This is a genomic window from Ekhidna lutea (assembly GCF_900188325.1).
Lineage (GTDB): Bacteria > Bacteroidota > Bacteroidia > Cytophagales > Cyclobacteriaceae > Ekhidna > Ekhidna lutea.
Map to the genome: position 1 here is coordinate 651,845 of NZ_FZPD01000001.1, position 18,341 is coordinate 670,185.

At 41.8% G+C, this 18,341-nt stretch carries 10 protein-coding genes; 6 read left to right on the forward strand and 4 right to left on the reverse strand.

The window, feature by feature from the left end:
- Positions 1-28 precede the first annotated feature (28 nt).
- The gene (locus CHB71_RS02870) at positions 29-1,843 is read left to right on the forward strand and encodes an ATP-binding protein (RefSeq protein WP_144017310.1); all 1,815 of its coding nucleotides are present in this window, start codon (positions 29-31) and stop codon (positions 1,841-1,843) included.
- On the opposite strand, the gene CHB71_RS02875 is transcribed toward CHB71_RS02870, so the two are convergent.
- Together CHB71_RS02875 and CHB71_RS02880 are read right to left on the reverse strand one after the other, a co-directional pair.
- The gene (locus CHB71_RS02875; protein ID WP_144017311.1) at positions 1,824-3,017 is read right to left on the reverse strand and encodes a class I SAM-dependent methyltransferase; all 1,194 of its coding nucleotides are present in this window, start codon (positions 3,015-3,017) and stop codon (positions 1,824-1,826) included. The two genes, CHB71_RS02870 and CHB71_RS02875, sit on opposite strands and share 20 nt — an antisense overlap.
- A 9-nt stretch (positions 3,018-3,026) precedes the next feature.
- The gene (locus CHB71_RS02880) at positions 3,027-4,019 is read right to left on the reverse strand and encodes an aspartate-semialdehyde dehydrogenase (RefSeq protein ID WP_089355365.1); all 993 of its coding nucleotides are present in this window, start codon (positions 4,017-4,019) and stop codon (positions 3,027-3,029) included.
- A gap of 74 nt (positions 4,020-4,093) precedes the next feature.
- On the opposite strand from CHB71_RS02880, the gene CHB71_RS02885 reads away from it, so the two are divergent.
- The 5 genes from CHB71_RS02885 (at position 4,094) to CHB71_RS02905 (ending at position 12,345) form a co-directional block, all read left to right on the forward strand.
- Positions 4,094-9,022, forward strand: a complete 4,929-nt coding sequence (locus CHB71_RS02885) for a lamin tail domain-containing protein (protein WP_089355366.1) — start codon at positions 4,094-4,096, stop codon at positions 9,020-9,022.
- Between the two features lie 98 nt (positions 9,023-9,120).
- Entirely contained in the window at positions 9,121-9,498 is a 378-nt protein-coding gene (locus CHB71_RS02890; RefSeq protein WP_089355367.1) for a TraR/DksA family transcriptional regulator, read from the forward strand.
- Complete coding sequence (scpB, locus tag CHB71_RS02895) at positions 9,498-10,058, forward strand: SMC-Scp complex subunit ScpB (RefSeq protein ID WP_089355368.1); 561 nt, start codon at positions 9,498-9,500, stop codon at positions 10,056-10,058. Before CHB71_RS02890 ends, scpB begins: the two co-directional genes overlap by 1 nt.
- Positions 10,059-10,081: 23 nt before the next feature.
- A complete protein-coding gene (locus tag CHB71_RS02900; protein WP_089355369.1) occupies positions 10,082-10,825 on the forward strand; it encodes a pseudouridine synthase in 744 nt (247 codons plus the stop codon).
- 197 nt (positions 10,826-11,022) lie between these two features.
- Complete coding sequence (locus tag CHB71_RS02905; protein ID WP_089355370.1) at positions 11,023-12,345, forward strand: ammonium transporter; 1,323 nt, start codon at positions 11,023-11,025, stop codon at positions 12,343-12,345.
- A 23-nt stretch (positions 12,346-12,368) separates the two neighbouring features.
- Here CHB71_RS02905 and CHB71_RS02910 read toward each other — a convergent pair whose 3' ends face one another.
- Together CHB71_RS02910 and gltB are read right to left on the reverse strand one after the other, a co-directional pair.
- Positions 12,369-13,769 carry a glutamate synthase subunit beta gene (locus tag CHB71_RS02910; protein WP_089355371.1) on the reverse strand — a complete coding sequence of 467 codons (1,401 nt, stop codon included), beginning with the start codon at positions 13,767-13,769 and terminating at the stop codon, positions 12,369-12,371.
- Positions 13,770-13,778: 9 nt separating this feature from the next.
- Positions 13,779-18,209: a glutamate synthase large subunit gene (gene gltB, locus CHB71_RS02915; protein WP_089355372.1), complete on the reverse strand. Its 4,431-nt coding sequence runs from the start codon at positions 18,207-18,209 to the stop codon at positions 13,779-13,781.
- Positions 18,210-18,341: the final 132 nt, after the last annotated feature.

Sequence of the window (18,341 nt, forward strand, 5' to 3'; positions counted from 1 at the left end):
AGTAGAAAAAACCTCGTATCTTCTATTTGTGAAGCTCACCAAGTTCGCTATACTCACCCTTATGATGTGTGTTCTGGCCCCAGCATTGGCCCAGAATAATAATGATACTCGTCAAGAAATATTAAGTATCCTATCTGAAGCAAGCGATGAGGTTTATGACGATCCAAATGGAAGCCTTGAAAAGTCGATTAGAGCAAAAGAACTCGCAGATCAGATTAAGGATGATTCGTTAAAAGCCGCTGCACTCAATCGGATCGGTAATGCACACTGGTCATTGGGAAATCAGATGGATGCAATAGAATTTTTGCAAAAATCTCTTCAGCTCGCTGAAGCCAATAATTTAGAAGTGCTGGTATCCAAGAATTATGGCAACATTGGGAATGTTTATAATGCAGTGGGATTCAATTTAGATGCAATCAACTATTATAGACTGGAACTGGGCATTCAGGAGCAATATCAACAGTCACGAAGATTGTTTGCTGTTTATAACAATATTGCGCGCGCTTACTTCAATTTAAACCAATATGATTCTGCCCATCATTACCTCAACAAGGCTAGCAAAAGATTAGAGGATTCATTTATTCACCTTTCTCCTATCCTATATTCAAACCAGGCTGAAACATACCTGAAACAAGGTAAGCTAGAGATTGCTGATTCTTTGCTGGAGGTGACTTACAGAACATCAAATCAATATGGTAGTAAGCGAACAAGTTTGGTTGCCAATCAGCTTAAAGCGGAGCTTGAACGGAAAAAAGGCAATCCAGAGCATGCACTTGAACATGCACAACTTGCCAGTGACATGGCTCTTGAGATGGGTGTAAAAGAGCTTATTTATACCACAAGTAAAACTTTAGCCAACTGCTATGGGGATCTCGGAGAATTTCAGAAAGCGTTCGAAAACCAAATACGATACGAAGCTTATAAGGATAGTGTACAAAATGTAAAGGTTCGAAATGAACTTGAGCTTCTGTCTTATTATCAAAGACTATTTCGTCTCAGGGTGCTGGAGGAAAAAAACCAGATCAGTACCACGCTTGCTGAGCAAAGGCAATGGATCATCAATGGGTTAGTAATTGTATTAGTTATTGCAACGATTTTAATTGGTATTATTTTTTATTCGACCATGAAAATCCGCAAGCAAAAGCGTGAGTTGGAGCAGCTTAATGCATTTAAAACAAAGATTTTCGCCATTGTTTCTCATGACTTAAAATCACCAATTCAATCTGTTTCCTCTGTGATTGAGATGTTCAATGAAAAGCTGATTAGTAAGGAGGAAATTGAGCCCTATCTTCCCGAGGTAAGAGAAAAAACCTCAAACCTGATGGGTTTATTAAATAATATATTCCTTTGGGCTGAAGGTCAGATGGAGGGTGAGAATCTTGCAAAAGAAAACTTCACTGTTCATCAGGTGCTTGAAGATTTAAACGCAGAATTGAAGGATCGTTTAGAGGAAAAAGCGATTCAATTAAAATATGAATCTGCCTTTGGATTCAACTTACATTCGAATCGAGGAATTCTAAGGATTCTATTAAGAAACCTGATTGTAAACGCGATCAAATTTTCGCACCCAAAATCCATCGTAGAAGTCAACTGTGTAGAAGGGGAAGAAACCAAGATTATTGAAGTAATCGATCAAGGGATAGGCATGAGAGAAGAAATGCGTGAAAAACTTTTTACTGGCGGATTGGAAAGCAAGGTAGGCACTAATGGGGAGCAAGGCAATGGATTAGGGCTGGCTCTTTGCAATGATTTTGTTCAAATCCTGGGAGGCAAAATAGATGTAGAAAGTGTAGAAGGAGAAGGTTCTGTTTTCAGAGTCATTCTTACAGATCAAGACGCTTAGCAATAAGTGTCTTCGGCTTGTAATTAACATCTCTAAAAGCCAATAAATAGTAATCACCTCCATCTTTAAGTTTCCATTTTTTCTTTAGCTCAGTAGCCGGAAGAGGATAATTTCTTGTTATCACATTGATTTTTCCTTTAGAAGCATAGGCACTTATGTTTTTTTTACTTGCTTCTTCGATGATTTCAAAAGTCCTTCCAGGAAAATCTCGCATCAACTTCTCTGAAGTGTAGAGATGTGTGCTCTCACCTATTTTTTTAAAGTCAAAATTCACGCTTATACTTTTGAAAGCACCGGCTTTCATTATCGAACTATTGGACTCAAAAAGATACGATGATGGTTCACCATATAAGACTTTAGCTCTTGCTTCATCTTGAAATTTGAATGAAAAAGGAGGGTGGGTACTTTCAAGGTTTACACACGTTATTTCTGGTTCACCCTTAAAAGCAAAGTCAGCTACGATCAGAATCTCTTTACAATCATTTTTTACAGAAACAATATGGACTTCACTTACGTGCGGGACGGCATTCAGAATAGATTGAATATCAAGAATCGGTGAAAACTTGATTAAAACTTTATGAGCATGCCTTTTAAGCCATGGCATTAACTCCACAATGTTTGGAGAACAATCTTCAATTCGAAAAACTCTGTTTTTACTCGAATCTCTTCGGGCGGGATCTAAATAGATTACCCTATTTTCAGGAGAAGGATTAAGGTTTTTCAGGTAATTGCCAGCCTCTTTATTCTCTATTTCAATTTCCTTGCCCAGCATTTTTAAGTTGTGTTGAAACACCTCACAAAGCTCAGTTTGCTGTTCAACATAGGTTGTACAATCAAAAGACTCACTTAATGTCAGACAATCAATGCCCATTCCTCCGGTAAGGTCGATAAGGTGATGGCCTGAGATTAGTTGCTTTTTATAATCACATGTCGTCTGAGAAGAAGCCTGTTCAATAGAAAGCGGAGGAGGCATCACTAAACCAAAATTACTGGCCCAAATATCTAATTTCCCTGTCGCCTTTTGTCGGGCTTGAATTTGGGCTACAATCTGCTTTATATTAGGCTTGAACCCTGATGGAGGGTTAAGAATTAGCTTATTTGTATCAGTTTGTACGTTTTCACGGATGAATTGCCTTACCTCGGGTTGAACTAGAAAGTCAAGTTTGGAATTCATTGGAATCACCTAGTATACCAAACTATGCTGCAGCATATATTCAGCAATTTGGATGGTGTTGGTTGCTGCGCCTTTTCTCAGGTTATCCGATACAACCCATAGATTCAATGTTTTTGGTTGAGTTTCATCCCTTCTGATTCTGCCAACAAACACATCGTCTTTGTCATGGGCACTTAGAGGCATTGGGTACATGTTTTCAGATGGGTCATCAACTACTGTAACTCCAGGAGCCTTTTCTAGAATTGAGTGAACTTGCTCTAAAGTATATTCATTTTCAAATTCAACATTGATTGCTTCAGAATGACCACCAACAGTAGGAATCCGTACACAGGTGGCAGTAACTTTAATGGAATCATCACCCATGATTTTCATGGTTTCGTTCACCATCTTCATTTCCTCTTTGGTGTATCCATTTTCCTGAAACACATCAATATGAGGCAGGGCATTCATGTCTATTTTATGTGGATATACTTTCTTGATATCCTTTCCTGTTCTCTCACCTTCCAATTGGTCCACAGCACCTTTGCCTGAACCTGTAACAGACTGATAGGTAGAAACGACAATTCGCTTGATTTTAAATGCATCGTGAAGTGGTTTCAGGGCTACCACCATTTGTATAGTGGAGCAATTTGGGTTAGCTATGATTCGGTCATCGATTCGAAGAACATGTCCATTTACCTCCGGCACAATCAACTTTTTGCCAGCGTCCATTCGCCACGCTGAAGAATTGTCAATAACAACCGATCCTGCCTCAGCAAACTTCGGCGCATACTCAAGTGCTACAGATCCACCAGCTGAAAATAAGGTGATATCTGGTTTTGCCGAGATCGCATCCTCCATCGAAATGATCGAGTAATCTTTCCCGTTATAAGAGATTGTCTTTCCGACAGAACGTTCCGATGCAACCGGCAAAAGTTCCTCTATCGGGAAGTTTCTTTCCGACATGATTTGGAGCATCTTTTGCCCCACAAGACCACTTGCTCCTACTACTGCAACCTTCATAATAGCTTAAACTAGCGTGAATAATGATTTTAACGCAAAACTACTACATTTAACCTGTGAGATTAAGCCGTATTATGAGAGGATTATTGTTATTAATCAGTCTGGGCGTAACCTTTCTCATTAAGGCCCAGGTTACCGATGATTTTAGCGATGGAGATTTCACTGCAACTCCAACATGGAGTGGTACTAGTAGTTTTGGTGTTGATGACCCCTATGAAATTGTAGAAGCCGATAATCAACTCAGAAGTCAAAACCTGGATATGGGTTCTGGAACCAGGGTAACCTATTTATCTACCTCTGATGCATTGGATTTATCCTCATCGACCGCTGAATGGGCTCTTCGATTTAGGCTTGATTTTAATCAGCCGGGATCTGAATCAACTAATTCAAATAATACCTCAAGGGTCTACCTTATGAGTAACTCTGCAGACTTGAGTGGTGATTTAAATGGCTATTATATTGAATTACGATACCCTGATTCTGATATCAATGAAGTTCGCCTGCATAGGCAAGATGGGAGCTCCTCTACAGAATTGACATTATCAGGGACAATTCAACCATTAACATCTAAGGCTTTTGTTGACGTTTTGGTGACTAGATCAGAAGTTGGTTTATGGGAGTTGGAGGTTAACTCGGTAAGTCAAGGAGCTGTTACTGATAATACCTATAGCACTTCTTCGCATTTTGGTGTTCAGGTTAGATATACAGCTAACACTAGAGATAATGGTTTCTATTTTGATGACTTTGCTACTACTGTAACCCCAGTAGCAGACACAGATCCACCGATTATTCAGTCGGTCACTGCTATCTCTGATACACAAATAGATATTCAATTCAATGAAAATGTAGATGAAACTACCGCTCAAACAACCAATAACTACTCTCTTGATGGGGGGTTAAATGTCTCCAATGCTTTGAGAGACGGCAGTGATAATTCAATTGTCCACCTCACTATTGATGCGATGACAAATGGCATCACATATGCTTTGACTGTCAATAATGTGGAAGATGAAAGCGGAAATGTAATTGTCATTAATAGTCAGGAAACCTATGAATACCTGGTGATTGAGGAAGCTACTGAATTTGACTTGGTAATTAATGAATTCATGGCTGCTCCTGGTACATCCAGCGGAGTTCCAAATGCTGAGTTTGTAGAACTCTACAATCGCTCAACAAAGTTTATAACCTTGGAAAATTGGACATTGAGTGATGTTAGCGGTCCTTCCTCAGTTTTTTTGTCTGATACTTTAAGGCCGGGAGATTATCTCATACTGACAGCTACAGGCAATGGCTCACTTTTTGACTCTTATGGAGATGTTTTGGAAGTAAGTGGGTTCCCTACATTAAATAATAGTGGAGACAGTATCATCATTGCCAATGCATCTGCTACCGTCATTCATGAGATTGCTTACACCAATTCCTCCAGTGGAGTATCTACAGAACTGATCAACCCGAATGGGCCTGATTACTCAGCAAACAATTACGGCACCAGTACAGACCCTGATGGTGGCACACCGGGAGCGCAAAACTCCATTTTTGATGACACGCCTGATACTACTGCACCATCAATTAGTTCAATTAGTGTCATCTCAGCAACTGAACTTGAAGTGACTTTTGATGAAACGCTAGAAGAAACATCGGCAGAAACGGCTGCAAACTATACCGTAGATGGAGGAATCACTGTAAACACGGCGGCAAGAGATGAGTCAGACAATGCGTTGGTTCACCTGACGGTTGGTACACTTCCTTCAGGAGAGATCCGAACGCTGACAGTCAATGGAGTAGAAGATCTTTCTGGCAACCCTACTAGTAATGCGACCATCGACTTTGAATACATCGAGACAGAAATTGCAGTTGTAAACGATGTGGTGATCAATGAGTTTTTAGCAGCCCCAAGTTCATCGAGCACGATCCCTAATGCTGAGTATATAGAAGTATTCAATCGCTCTGATAAGTTCATAGACCTGAATGGTTGGACGTTGAGTGATGCAGCGGGTAGCTCAGCAGCATTTGGAACGTTTATTCTTCGACCAGACTCCTTCCTTATCCTGACAGAAACAGACAATGGATCACTATTTACCAGCTATGGAGATGTGCTGGAGGTCAACAACTTTCCATCCTTAAACAACGGCGGTGACAGTATCATCCTTTCCAATGCATCAGCAACCATCATTCATGAGACGGCTTACACGAGCTCATCTAGTGGCATATCTACAGAGCTGATCAACCCGAATGGCCCTGATTACTCAGCAAACAATTATGGCACCAGTACAGACCCTGATGGCGGCACACCAGGTGAACAAAACTCCATTTTTGATGACACGCCTGATACCACCCCGCCATCAATCAATTCCATCAATGTAGTCTCAGCAACTGAACTGGATGTCACTTTTAATGAACCACTTGATGAAACCACAGCTGAAGCGACAGGAAACTACAGCATCGAAGGAGGGATTACGATAACCACAGCCAGCCTGGATGAAACGAACAATGAATTGGTTCACCTGACGGTGGGCGCACTTCCTTCGGGAGAGACCCGAACGCTGACTGTTAATGGAGTGGAAGACCTATCAGGAAACGCTACCAATAATACGACCATTGAGTTTGAATACATTGAAACGGAAACGGCGGCAGTCAATGATGTGGTGATCAATGAGTTTATGCCCGACCCAACCCCTTCTAAAGGATTGCCTGAAGCAGAATTTATTGAACTCTATAATCGGTCAGATAAAAACCTTAATCTTTTAGGTTGGACACTGGATGGATCTACTTTAGGCCATTACGTACTGAAGCCTAATCAATATGTGTTTGCTGTTGATGACTCCAGCATTGGATTATTTGAGGAGTTTGAAAATGTTATTGAAGTTCAGAGCCTAAGTCTTTCCAATGGTGAGGATGAAATCATTTTACAAGACAGTGCTGGTATTGTAATTCACACTATTTCTTATAGAGAAAGTAGCGGAGGAATTTCCATCGAATTAATTAACCCGAATGGTCCATGTTTATCAGACAATAGCTACAGTTTTTCAATTGATCCTACCGGAGGAACACCTGGTGAAATAAATTCGATATTTGATGATTCTCCTGACACGATTAACCCAACGATTCAGTCATACAATTTTAGCACAAACCTTATTGTCAATTTTTCTGAGGTTATGAATGCCGAAAGTCTGAAGGCAGGGACTTATAACGCTAGTGAAGACCTCACCATTAGTCAGATAAAAGCAGAAGGTGACTTCCCAACATCGGTTGAAATATTTTTTAACGAAGAAATTGAAACTGGAATAGTTTACAATATGACCATTGCAGGAGTTAAAGATTGTAGCGGAAATCAGATTGAAGAAGCAACCATTCAATTTGGTGTGGGTAGAAACCCCGAATTTAATGAGCTAATCATCACTGAAATTATGTTTGACCCTGATCCTCAGATTGGACTTCCAAATAGAGAGTTCATTGAGATTTACAATTCAACATCAGAAATACTAACGACACAAGGCTTAGAATTAGTTGATGAAAGTGGTATAATCAGTTTGCCAACTTTTATGTTGAATCCAGATGAATATCATGTACTAACAACCAACTCGGGGGTGTCAGAATTTGCTAATAATGCAGTGGGTGTGTCCAATTTTCCTACTCTCAGCAATACTGGTGAGCAAGTGATCCTTAAATCAGGCTCGGAACTAATATTCTCGTTTACTTATGATCCTGACTGGCACGATGACGATAAAGCCGATGGCGGATATTCATTGGAAATGCTTGACTTAGAAAACCAATGCGGAGAAGAAAATAATTGGTCGAGTTCTCTAGATATCAATGGCGGTACCCCTGGAGCTGTGAATTCCAGAACAGCATCCGTCCCGGATAATTTTGCACCATCAATATTAACGGCCGTTGCTTTAGATGAGGATTCTGTTCACCTCCGTTTTGATGAAAAATTAAATCCGTCGAGCCAAGTCACCACTGCAATTCAAATCGACCCAAACATTGAGGTTGAAAAAATATACTTTCTTCCATTTTTCCCAAAGTCATTGTTCATTAAGTTGTCTTCAAATCTTGTAGAGAACCGGTCTTACAATCTTGATTTAAGCGGAGTTTCAGACTGTTCAGGCAATGTCATCCAGGATGGAACAATTGAGATAGCCTTACCAGTAAGTGCCCGGGCGGATGAAATCCAACTCAGTGAAATCCTCTTTAACCCAAGATCCAATGGAGTTGATTTTGTTGAACTTTATAACTCATCGAACAAATACATCAGTTTAAAAGGGTGGCGAATCGGCTCGATGGATAGAGGAGAATTCATAGATGAAGAAGTGATTTCCGAAAAAGAGCTGGTAATTGAACCCGACTCATATTTAGTTCTAACTACCGATTCTGAAACTTTACTTTCTAATTATCCTAAAGGAGACAAGAGCCGATTTATTGAGCTTTCTGCTCTACCGTCTTATCCAAATGAAGAAGGTGTTGTCGCAATAATGGATGATGAAGATACCATTGGGGAAGTTTTTGAGTATCATGAGGACTATCACTACAATCTTTTGGAAAGTGTGGATGGAGTCTCCCTCGAAAGGGTGTCATTTTCTGAGTCGGTTTCTAATTCAGATAATTGGCGATCTGCATCGAGTATAGAAGGATTCGCCACTCCTGGCTATGCAAACTCACAAACGTTTTCATCAGAAGCACCTTCAGGTAAAGTTTCAGCCAGCCCGGAAGTATTTATACCCGGAAATAACGGGTCAGGCCGAGATTATACCACCATAAACTATTCATTTGACCAGGCAGGAAAATTTGCCAATGTGAGAATTTATGATCGAACAGGGAGGCTAGTAAAAGATTTAGCCGAGGGAGTATTGTTATCGACACAGGGCTTTTTAAGATGGGATGGTGATACCAATTCAGGAGAAATAGCTCGAATGGGTTACTATTTAATCATATTCGAGATTTATGATAGTAGCGGAAATTCTGAGGTGATTAAAGAAACGGTTGTTGTCGGCCGAGATTTTTGAGTAATTCATCAATAAGGATTTAACCAATTATTTTTTGTGGGTCATCCTGAGTATTTTCGCTTGATTTTTCGTTGTTAGATTATAAAAATTCCCCTGCCATGAGCGAAAAGACAAGGTATTCTGATGAAGAGCTAAAGGAGTTTGAAGAACTTATTCTTCAAAAGCTGAACAAAGCAAAAGAAGAATTAAACACACTTAAATCATCTCTCACACGAGAGTCTGATGATAGCGGAGATAACTTTTCGTCTGTTAAAACATTGGAAGATGGTGCGGATACGGCTGAAAAAGAACAGTTGAGTCAGTTAGCCGGCAGGCAGCAAAAATTTATCAATAACCTGGAGAATGCACTTGTCAGAATTAAGAACGGAACCTACGGGATTTGCGTGGATACCGGTAAATTAATCTCAAAAGAGCGACTGAAGGCAGTACCACATACCACCCAAAGCATTGACGCCAAGCTGAACAGAAAGCCCTAATGGACTACCTGGCTAACCATATTCAGGCATTAGTATTCTGTTCTCCAAAACCAATTACAGCGGATGAAATTCAGGACTGTCTGAAGGAGATGTTTGATGCAGATGTTCCTGTTGATGATATCATTTCCGGGCTTGAAGTTGTGGGTGAAAAGTTTAAAGCCGATGATTTTGCAATGGAGCTGGTTAAATCTGGAGGTGGGTATCAATTCCTCACAAAACCAGCATATCAAGCTAGTATTGGAATTTTACTGAAGCAACAATCCAAAAAACGTCTTTCAAACTCCGCACTAGAGACTTTGTCCATTATTGCATACAAGCAGCCAATTACAAAGAGCGAAGCAGAGCAGATAAGAGGGGTAAGTTGCGATTACTCAATCCAGAAGCTTCTTGAAAAAGAACTTGTGGAGATCAAAGGGAAGTCTGAAGGGGTAGGTAGGCCACTATTATATGGAACCAGCCAAAAGTTTATGGACTACTTTGGTATCAATGATCTGAAAGAACTTCCAACTCCAAAAGACTTCACGACCGAAGAAAACACCATTGGTGAAGAGAATGAATAACGTCAGATTCTGACCACCTCGTAATGAAAAGACCCAACAAAAAGGAAACAAGTAAGCCTGCCGAAATTCGATTGAATCGATTTGTGGCCAATGCTGGAGTCTGCTCTCGTAGAGAAGCCGATAACCTTATTGCTGCTGGAAAGATAAAGGTAAATGGCAAGGTTGTTTCTGAAATGGGCTATAAGGTAAAAAAGACTGACACAGTTGAGTACAAGGGGAAAAAATTGAAATCTGAGACTCATCAATACGTTTTACTAAACAAGCCGAGAGGGTTTGTGACCACCACCAAAGACCCACACGCCAAGCGTACAGTGATGGAGTTGGTTGAAAAAGCCTGTGAAGAGCGGATCTATCCTGTGGGTCGGCTGGATAAAGAAACGACCGGTCTTTTGTTATTTACCAATGATGGTGAAACAGCTAAGAAGCTCACCCATCCATCACACAAAGTCAAAAAGATTTACCAAGTTGAACTGGACAAGCCAATCACAAAGGCGGACTTTGACTCCATTCTAAAAGGAATTGAGCTGGACGATGGACCAGCGGTTGTTAATGAGATGGCTGTTCTGGGAGAAGATAGTAAGGTTCTTGGTGTAGAAATCCATATCGGAAGGAATCGAATCGTACGGAGAATCTTCGAACACCTTGGCTATGAAGTCAAAAAGCTAGATCGTGTAATGTTCGCCTCGCTTACCAAGAAAAACCTACCGAGAGGCAAATACCGACACCTCAGCCCAAAAGAAGTAATGGGCCTCAAAGGCATTAAATAGCCTTTTACTAAAAACCTTTACGAAAATTGCAATATCGTTTATAAAAAGACACCTCTTTTTATAAATATGGATGAATTCAAACCCTTTAAATGATCGATTTGTAAAAATTTATTCAAAACAGGATTAATTTATACCCAAGTTTATAATTATTTCAGCAAATGGATATTTTTATAGTTTAATTTTAATCCACTTTTGCTATGAATTGCCAAATCAAGAAGAAATTACCAGCTTTTTTAATCATTCTTTTACTTCCAATGCTAAGTTTTGCCCAGGATGGGGCTGTTGATACAGGTAATACAGCCTGGATGTTAATGGCAACTGCATTGGTCATGTTGATGACACCAGCTGGACTGGCACTCTTCTACGGAGGGCTTACTCAACATAAAAGTGTACTAAATACCGTGGGAATGAGCTATGTTTCCTTCCTGATCGGCACGCTGGTCTGGGTGATCATTGGCTACTCACTCTCATTTGCCGATGGCAATGGTTTCATAGGTGGACTAGATTACGTTTTGCTTAAAAATATTGCTATAACAGATATTGTCGATGGTGCGAATATCCCAAAAATATTGGATGTGGCATTTCAGGGAACATTCGCGGCTATTGCGGTGGCGATTGTAAGTGGATCGGTCATTGAACGTATCCGGTTCTCGTCATGGATATGGTTTGCTATTCTATGGATAGTAGTAGTATATGCACCAATCTGCCATTGGGTCTGGGGTTCCGAAGGATTTCTTCACGGAGACCTGGATTTTGCCGGGGGAACGGTAATTCATATCAACGCAGGAGTTTCAGGGCTGGTTCTTGCACTTTTAGTTGGCAGAAGAATGAATCTGCATGAAGAGCGGAAACCCTCTTCCATAAAATTTATGATTTTAGGATCAGCTCTTCTTTGGTTTGGTTGGTTCGGCTTTAACGGAGGCAGTGCTTATGGAGCAAATTTTCTAGCGGCAAATGCGCTCATGGTGACCAATATCGCTGCATGTACCGCTGGGGTTGTATGGCTGATTATAGAAATGGTAATCATCAAAAAGCCAACCCTGATTGGTGTGGCATCCGGGGCTATATGCGGGTTGGTTGGTATTACACCAGCTGCAGGATTTGTAGGCGTGCCCGGAGCACTTGTGATAGGAATTATCAGCAGTGTTGTAGGCTACCTGGGAGTTGTAAAACTTAAAGCATATTTCGGTCATGATGATACGCTTGATGCATTTGGTATGCATGGTCTGGTAGGAATCGCTGGTGCATTACTCACAGGAGTATTGGCCAACCCGGCGATTGACCCTTCGGGAGTTGGTGCACTTTATGGTAATCCAGGTCAGCTATTAATACAATTAAAATCTGTAGGTGCTACCATCGTGTATTCCGCAGTTGGGACATTTGTTGTTTATAAAATTGTAGCACTCTTTACAAAAGGTGCCAGGATCACAAAGGACCTTGAGTTGGAAGGAATGGATATTGGATATCATGGCGAACAGCATATCACCATAGAAAGAGAAATGGTTACTGACCTAACCTAAAAGAAACCCCGAAAGGGGTTTTTTTATGCATTTAAAAATTTGTTCACCGCTTCTGCAGCCTTTCGCCCTTCGGCAATCGCCCAAACAACGAGTGATTGACCTCTTCGCATATCCCCGGCGGCAAATACTTTTTTACTGCTGGATTGAAAGTTTTTGGTTGAGACATTTCCACGCGAGTCGAGCTCCAGTTTAAGCTGAGAAAGTAAACCCTCCTTTTGCGGGTGAACAAATCCTGCCGCAATGAGTGCCAACTGTGCCGGAATGATCTGCTCCGATCCTGGTCGCTCCTTCATTTTACCATTTTCAAAAGAGACCTCAACCACTTTTAGTCCTGTAAGCTGACCTTTCTTACCCATGAATTCCTTAGTCATGATCGCCCATTTGCGATCGCATCCTTCCTCATGGGATGTTGATGTCCGGAGTACCATAGGCCACTCAGGCCAGGGGTTGTCTTCAGGTCGTTCCAGCGGAGGTTTATCCATTATCTCTATTTGGGTAATGGATTTTGCCCCTTGACGGTTGCTGGTGCCAACACAATCGGATCCTGTATCACCACCGCCTATGACTACCACATCTTTACCTTCAGCAGAAATTTTATTCTTTGGTGATTGACCGGTGGCTACCTCTCTGTTTTGTTGTGTGAGAAATTCCATCGCGAAATGAACCCCTTTAAGATTTCTTCCCGGGATACCTAAATCTCTGGGAATGGTGCTCCCACCGCATAGTACGATCGCATCAAAAGACTTATCCAATTCTTTAGCGGTAATGTCAAAGCCAACATTCACCTTTGTTTCAAAGGTGATCCCTTCTTTTTCCAAAATAGATACCCGGCGTTCTACAATCTGCTTCTCCAACTTAAAATCCGGGATCCCATATCGTAGCAATCCTCCAACAGCTTCGTCCCGCTCGAAAACGGTAACTGAATGTCCTGATTGATTTAGCTGATCGGCTGCTGCCAACCCGGCCGGGCCAGAACCTACTATCGCAACTTTCCTACCCGTGGAAGTAGATGGTTTTCTTACTTTTTCCAGACCCAATTCAAATCCTTTTTCAGCTATGGATTTTTCAATATGCTCGATAGTAACAGGGGGCTGATTAATTCCCAATACACAGGAGCCTTCACAGGGGGCAGGACAGATTCTTCCGGTAAACTCAGGAAAATTGTTTGTGGACTTGAGTATTTGCCATGCTTCTTCCCACTCCTGGTTGTAGACGGCATCATTAAAGTCCGGTATTTTGTTACCAAGTGGGCACCCTGAATGGCAAAACGGCACACCACAATCCATGCAACGAGCGGCCTGTTCCTTAGTTTTATCCTCCGGAAAAGTGTGTTCGAATTCGGTGTAAGATTTTACCCGGGCTTGAACATCCTCCTTTGGAGGAAGCTCTCGGGTATATTCTAAAAATCCTGTTGGTTTTCCCATACTGCTTAATTAATAAACGGGTGTCATTGGAATTTTTGATTTCTCCTTATCCAAAATGTCCTTGTATTTCACAGGAATCACTTTTACAATGTGGTTGAGGTGACGCTCCCAATCCAGCAGAATTTCCTGTGCCAGGCTACTCGCAGTATGTCTGATGTGATTGATAATCAGCCATCGAATATGCTGAATATCCGACGGCTCCAGCGTGTCGAAAACCACCATTTCCATGTTGCAGCGCTCCCTTAGTTTGTTAGCCGTATCAAGCACATAAGCAATGCCACCACTCATGCCTGCAGCAAAATTCTTCCCTGTTTCACCTAAAATGAGCACAGTTCCTCCGGTCATGTATTCACATCCATGATCACCAACACCTTCCACAACGGCACATGCACCGGAATTTCGTACTGCGAATCGCTCACCAGCAATGCCATTGATGTAGCACTCACCACTGGTAGCTCCATATAATGCTACGTTTCCGATGAGTGTGTTTTCTCTTGCATGGAAGCGAACATTTCTTTGAGGGTGAATGATGATTCGTCCTCCGGAGAGACCTTTTCCTACGTAATCATTCGCATCTCCCTCCAGGGTGAACTTCAACCCTCTGGCAAGGAAAGCACCAAAACTCTGACCGGCAGATCCTTTGAACTTGGGTTTTACCAGGCTTTTTGAAAGCCCATGCTCACCATATTCTTTGGAAATGATGCTGGACAGAATAGCCCCTGTGGATCGATCCGTATTCTTGATCGGGTAATCATACGCAGCTACAAATCCACTTCTCACCTCATCTTTAATGTCATCCCAAACCTTGTAATCCAGCGCATCGGATAGAAGATCTTGCTGTTTGCGTGAGTTGTAGCGGGTATCTCTTGTCTGCTCAAAGTGAAGCACTTTAGAGAGATCCAATCCATTTAAGTCCTGATCCTTAATAACAAGTCTATTACTCTGGCCAACCATCTCATTAATGGTCTTAAATCCAAGCTCTGCCATGATTTCACGAAGTTCCTGAGCCATGAAGTGGAACAAGTTGATCACATGTTCCGGGTCACCGGAAAACAACTTTCGCAATTCTTCTTTCTGAGTAGCAATCCCTACAGGACAGGTGTTAAGATGACATTTACGCATCATGATACACCCTTCTGCTATTAACGCGGCTGTAGAAACACCCCATTCCTCTGCACCAAGTAGGGTGGCAATAGCAATGTCTCGGCCTGTCATCATTTTTCCATCCGATTGGAGTACCACCCGACTTCTGAGGCGATTTTTGACAAGTGTCTGCTGGGCTTCCGAAAGACCCATTTCCCATGGTAGACCCGCATGCCGGATCGAACTCAAAGGAGATGCCCCTGTTCCTCCATCTGCTCCGGAAATGAGAATTGCATCAGCGAAACCCTTGGCTACACCCGCAGCAATGGTACCTACACCGGCTTGTGAAACAAGCTTCACATTAATATGGGCGTCTGGATTGGCATTTTTTAAATCGAAAATGAGCTGCGCCAGATCTTCAATGGAATAAATATCATGGTGTGGTGGAGGTGAGATCAGGTCTACTCCAGGAGTTGACATTCGCACTCTACCGATCCACTCATTTACTTTGTGACCAGGTAGTTGCCCGCCTTCACCTGGCTTAGCACCTTGAGCGATTTTAATTTGAATTTCGTCCGCATTATTGAGGTAGTATGAGGTTACCCCAAATCGTCCGGAGGCCACTTGCTTAATTCTTGATTTCTCCGAATCTCCATTCTCTTTTGGCTTAAACCGACTTACATCTTCTCCCCCTTCGCCGCTGTTGCTTTTCCCTCCAATGCGGTTCATGGCAATGGCGAGTGTAGTATGTGCTTCATGAGAAATGGAGCCAAAGGACATGGCGCCTGTAGCAAATCGCTTAAGTATATTTTCGACTGGCTCTACCGAATCGATTGGGATCGAATCCTTGTATTTGAAATCGAGCAAATGCCTGATGTAGAAAGGATCCTCAGGTTGATTGATTCGGGAAGCATAGGTTTTATATAGCTCATAATCTTTCAGCTTCGTCGCTTTTTGTAGCAGATGAACTGTTTCCGGATCGATCAGGTGACGTTCCTCATCTCTTCGCCAACTATAAACTCCACCATGAGGCAGGTCGGAGTGTTGCTGAAAAGCTTTTGAATGATTATCTCGGATATTTTCTTCAAACTGAGCAAAGGAGCTCCCTCCAATTCGCGAGATGGTACCCTTGAAACATTTATTGATGACTTCATCTGACAAGCCAATTGCCTCAAAGATCTGAGCTGCCTGATAGGATTGTAGCGTTGAAATGCCCATTTTGGACATAATTTTAAGCAATCCCTTACCTATGGCTTCCGCGTAATTGTCGGAAAGCGTGTCAAAATCAAGTTGTTTTTTTTCCGCCTGCTCTTTTATGAGGTTAAAACTTAGATAGGGCATTACCGCACTGGCACCATATCCAATCAGTGTAGCAAAATGATGCACTTCTACCGCATCCGCTGCATGAACAATCAGGCTGGTGTGCGATCGGAGTTTCTTATCAATTAAATGATGTTGGATAGCTCCGGTAGCCATCAATGACGGAATTGGCAATCGATCTTCTGAAATATTTTCATCAGAAATAATCAGAATCTTTATTTCTTCCCTAGCGGCTTCCTCTGCAGCTTGACACAGCTTATTTATTCCTTCTTCCAGGCTCTCAGAAGCAGAAAATGTGCAATCAAGAATCCGATGATTAAATCCCTGGTTTTCCAGCTCCAGCACTTTTTGATAGGTCTGGGGCCGGAGGATTGGTCGTGTGATATGAATTTGATGACAATGCGAAGGCTCTTCAGTTAAAATGTTGTTGCCTTTTCCTAGTCTCGTAAAAAGTGACATGACCAGTCGCTCCCTGATCGGGTCTATTGGCGGATTGCTTACCTGGGCAAAAAATTGCTTCAAATAATTGGAAGGGTGCTGTGGAAGTTTGCTTAGAGCAGCAATTGGGATTTCCAAACCCATACTTCCGATGGGCTCTTTTCCTTCCTGGCACATGGGCATCAGAATGCGATCCACCAGCTCTTTGGTCCAGCCATTTGCCTGAAGATAGGATTGATATTTATCTGCCGGTAAAAAGGGAATGTCTGAAAATGGACCCGGTAGAAATCGCAGCTTGATTCGATGCTTTTTAATCCAGTCGGTATATGGTTTGGATTTTGATATTTCTTCTTTGATCTCCTGATCAAACCGAACCTGCTGATTCTCAAGATCGGCGATGATCATTTTTCCTGGCTGTAGCCTTCCTTTTTGTTTGACCAACTTTTGGTCGATTGGGAGTGCACCTGTTTCGCTGGAAACTATGAGCCTGTTATCGTATGTGATTGTATACCTACATGGCCTTAAGCCGTTCCGATCGAGAGTGGCTCCTATTATTTCACCATCTGTGAAACACAATGCTGCCGGGCCATCCCAAGGCTCCATGATGGAAGCATTGTATTTGTAAAATGCCTTGGTCTTTTCATCCATACTTTGGTTGTATTGCCAGGTTTCCGGAACCAGCATCATTAAAGCATGAGGGAGAGACCTGCCTGCCATAACCAGCAGCTCAATCAACTCATCCAGATTGGCTGAATCTGAGAATGCTGGATTACAAACTGGTAGCAGGTGTTCAATTTCTTCTTTTGTGAAATACGGAGATTCAAGCAATGCTTCTTTGCTTTTCATCTTATTTACATTCCCTCTGATCGTATTTATTTCCCCATTGTGAGCTACGTACCTGAAAGGTTGAGCAAGACTCCATTTCGGAAAGGTATTGGTTGAAAATCTTGAGTGGATGATCGCGAAGGATGACTTGAAATCTTCATTTTGAAGATCCAGATAGTATTTTTTTAGCTGGTCTGTTCTTAGCTGACCTTTGTAAACAATTTTGTAGCAGGAGAGAGAGGAAATGTAAAACTCGTCGTAATTAGGAGTTAATTGGTGAGTCGCATATTTGCTGAGCACGTATAGTTTTCTCTCCAAATCCCGTTCAGCAAGCTCTCCGTGCTTCAAAAAGAGTTGAATAATGATGGGCTCATTGTCCCGTGCAGTTGGACCAACATGCAGGCTATCAACCGGAACAGACCTTTTAGCAAAGACCTCAAAACCGAATGATTTAGCGACCGAATTGAATTCATCAAGACATTCTTCCCATTGTGGTTTTGGCAGAAAGAGCATGCCCACACCGTAAGATCTCGGGGTGAGTTTAGCTTTATGTCTGGATAGCTCCTGATCGAATAGATCGTAAGGAATCTCTGTCATTATGCCGGCACCATCTCCGGTTTCAGGTTCGGCACCTACACCTCCCCGATGCTCCATATTTTCAAGCATCAGAATAGCATCATCTACTGTTTTGTAATCCCGATTACCCTTGATATTAGCGATGAATCCAATCCCGCATGCATCGTGTTCTAGTGAGCTGAGATACATTCCCTCCATGCATTTTCATTTTGAAACAAACTCCAAAATAACAAATAATGAATGGAAATTTTAAATATTAAAAGACAATCATTCTGTAATTGGAATATTTATCAAAATATTATAAAATATTGAAATATTTGTAATTACAGC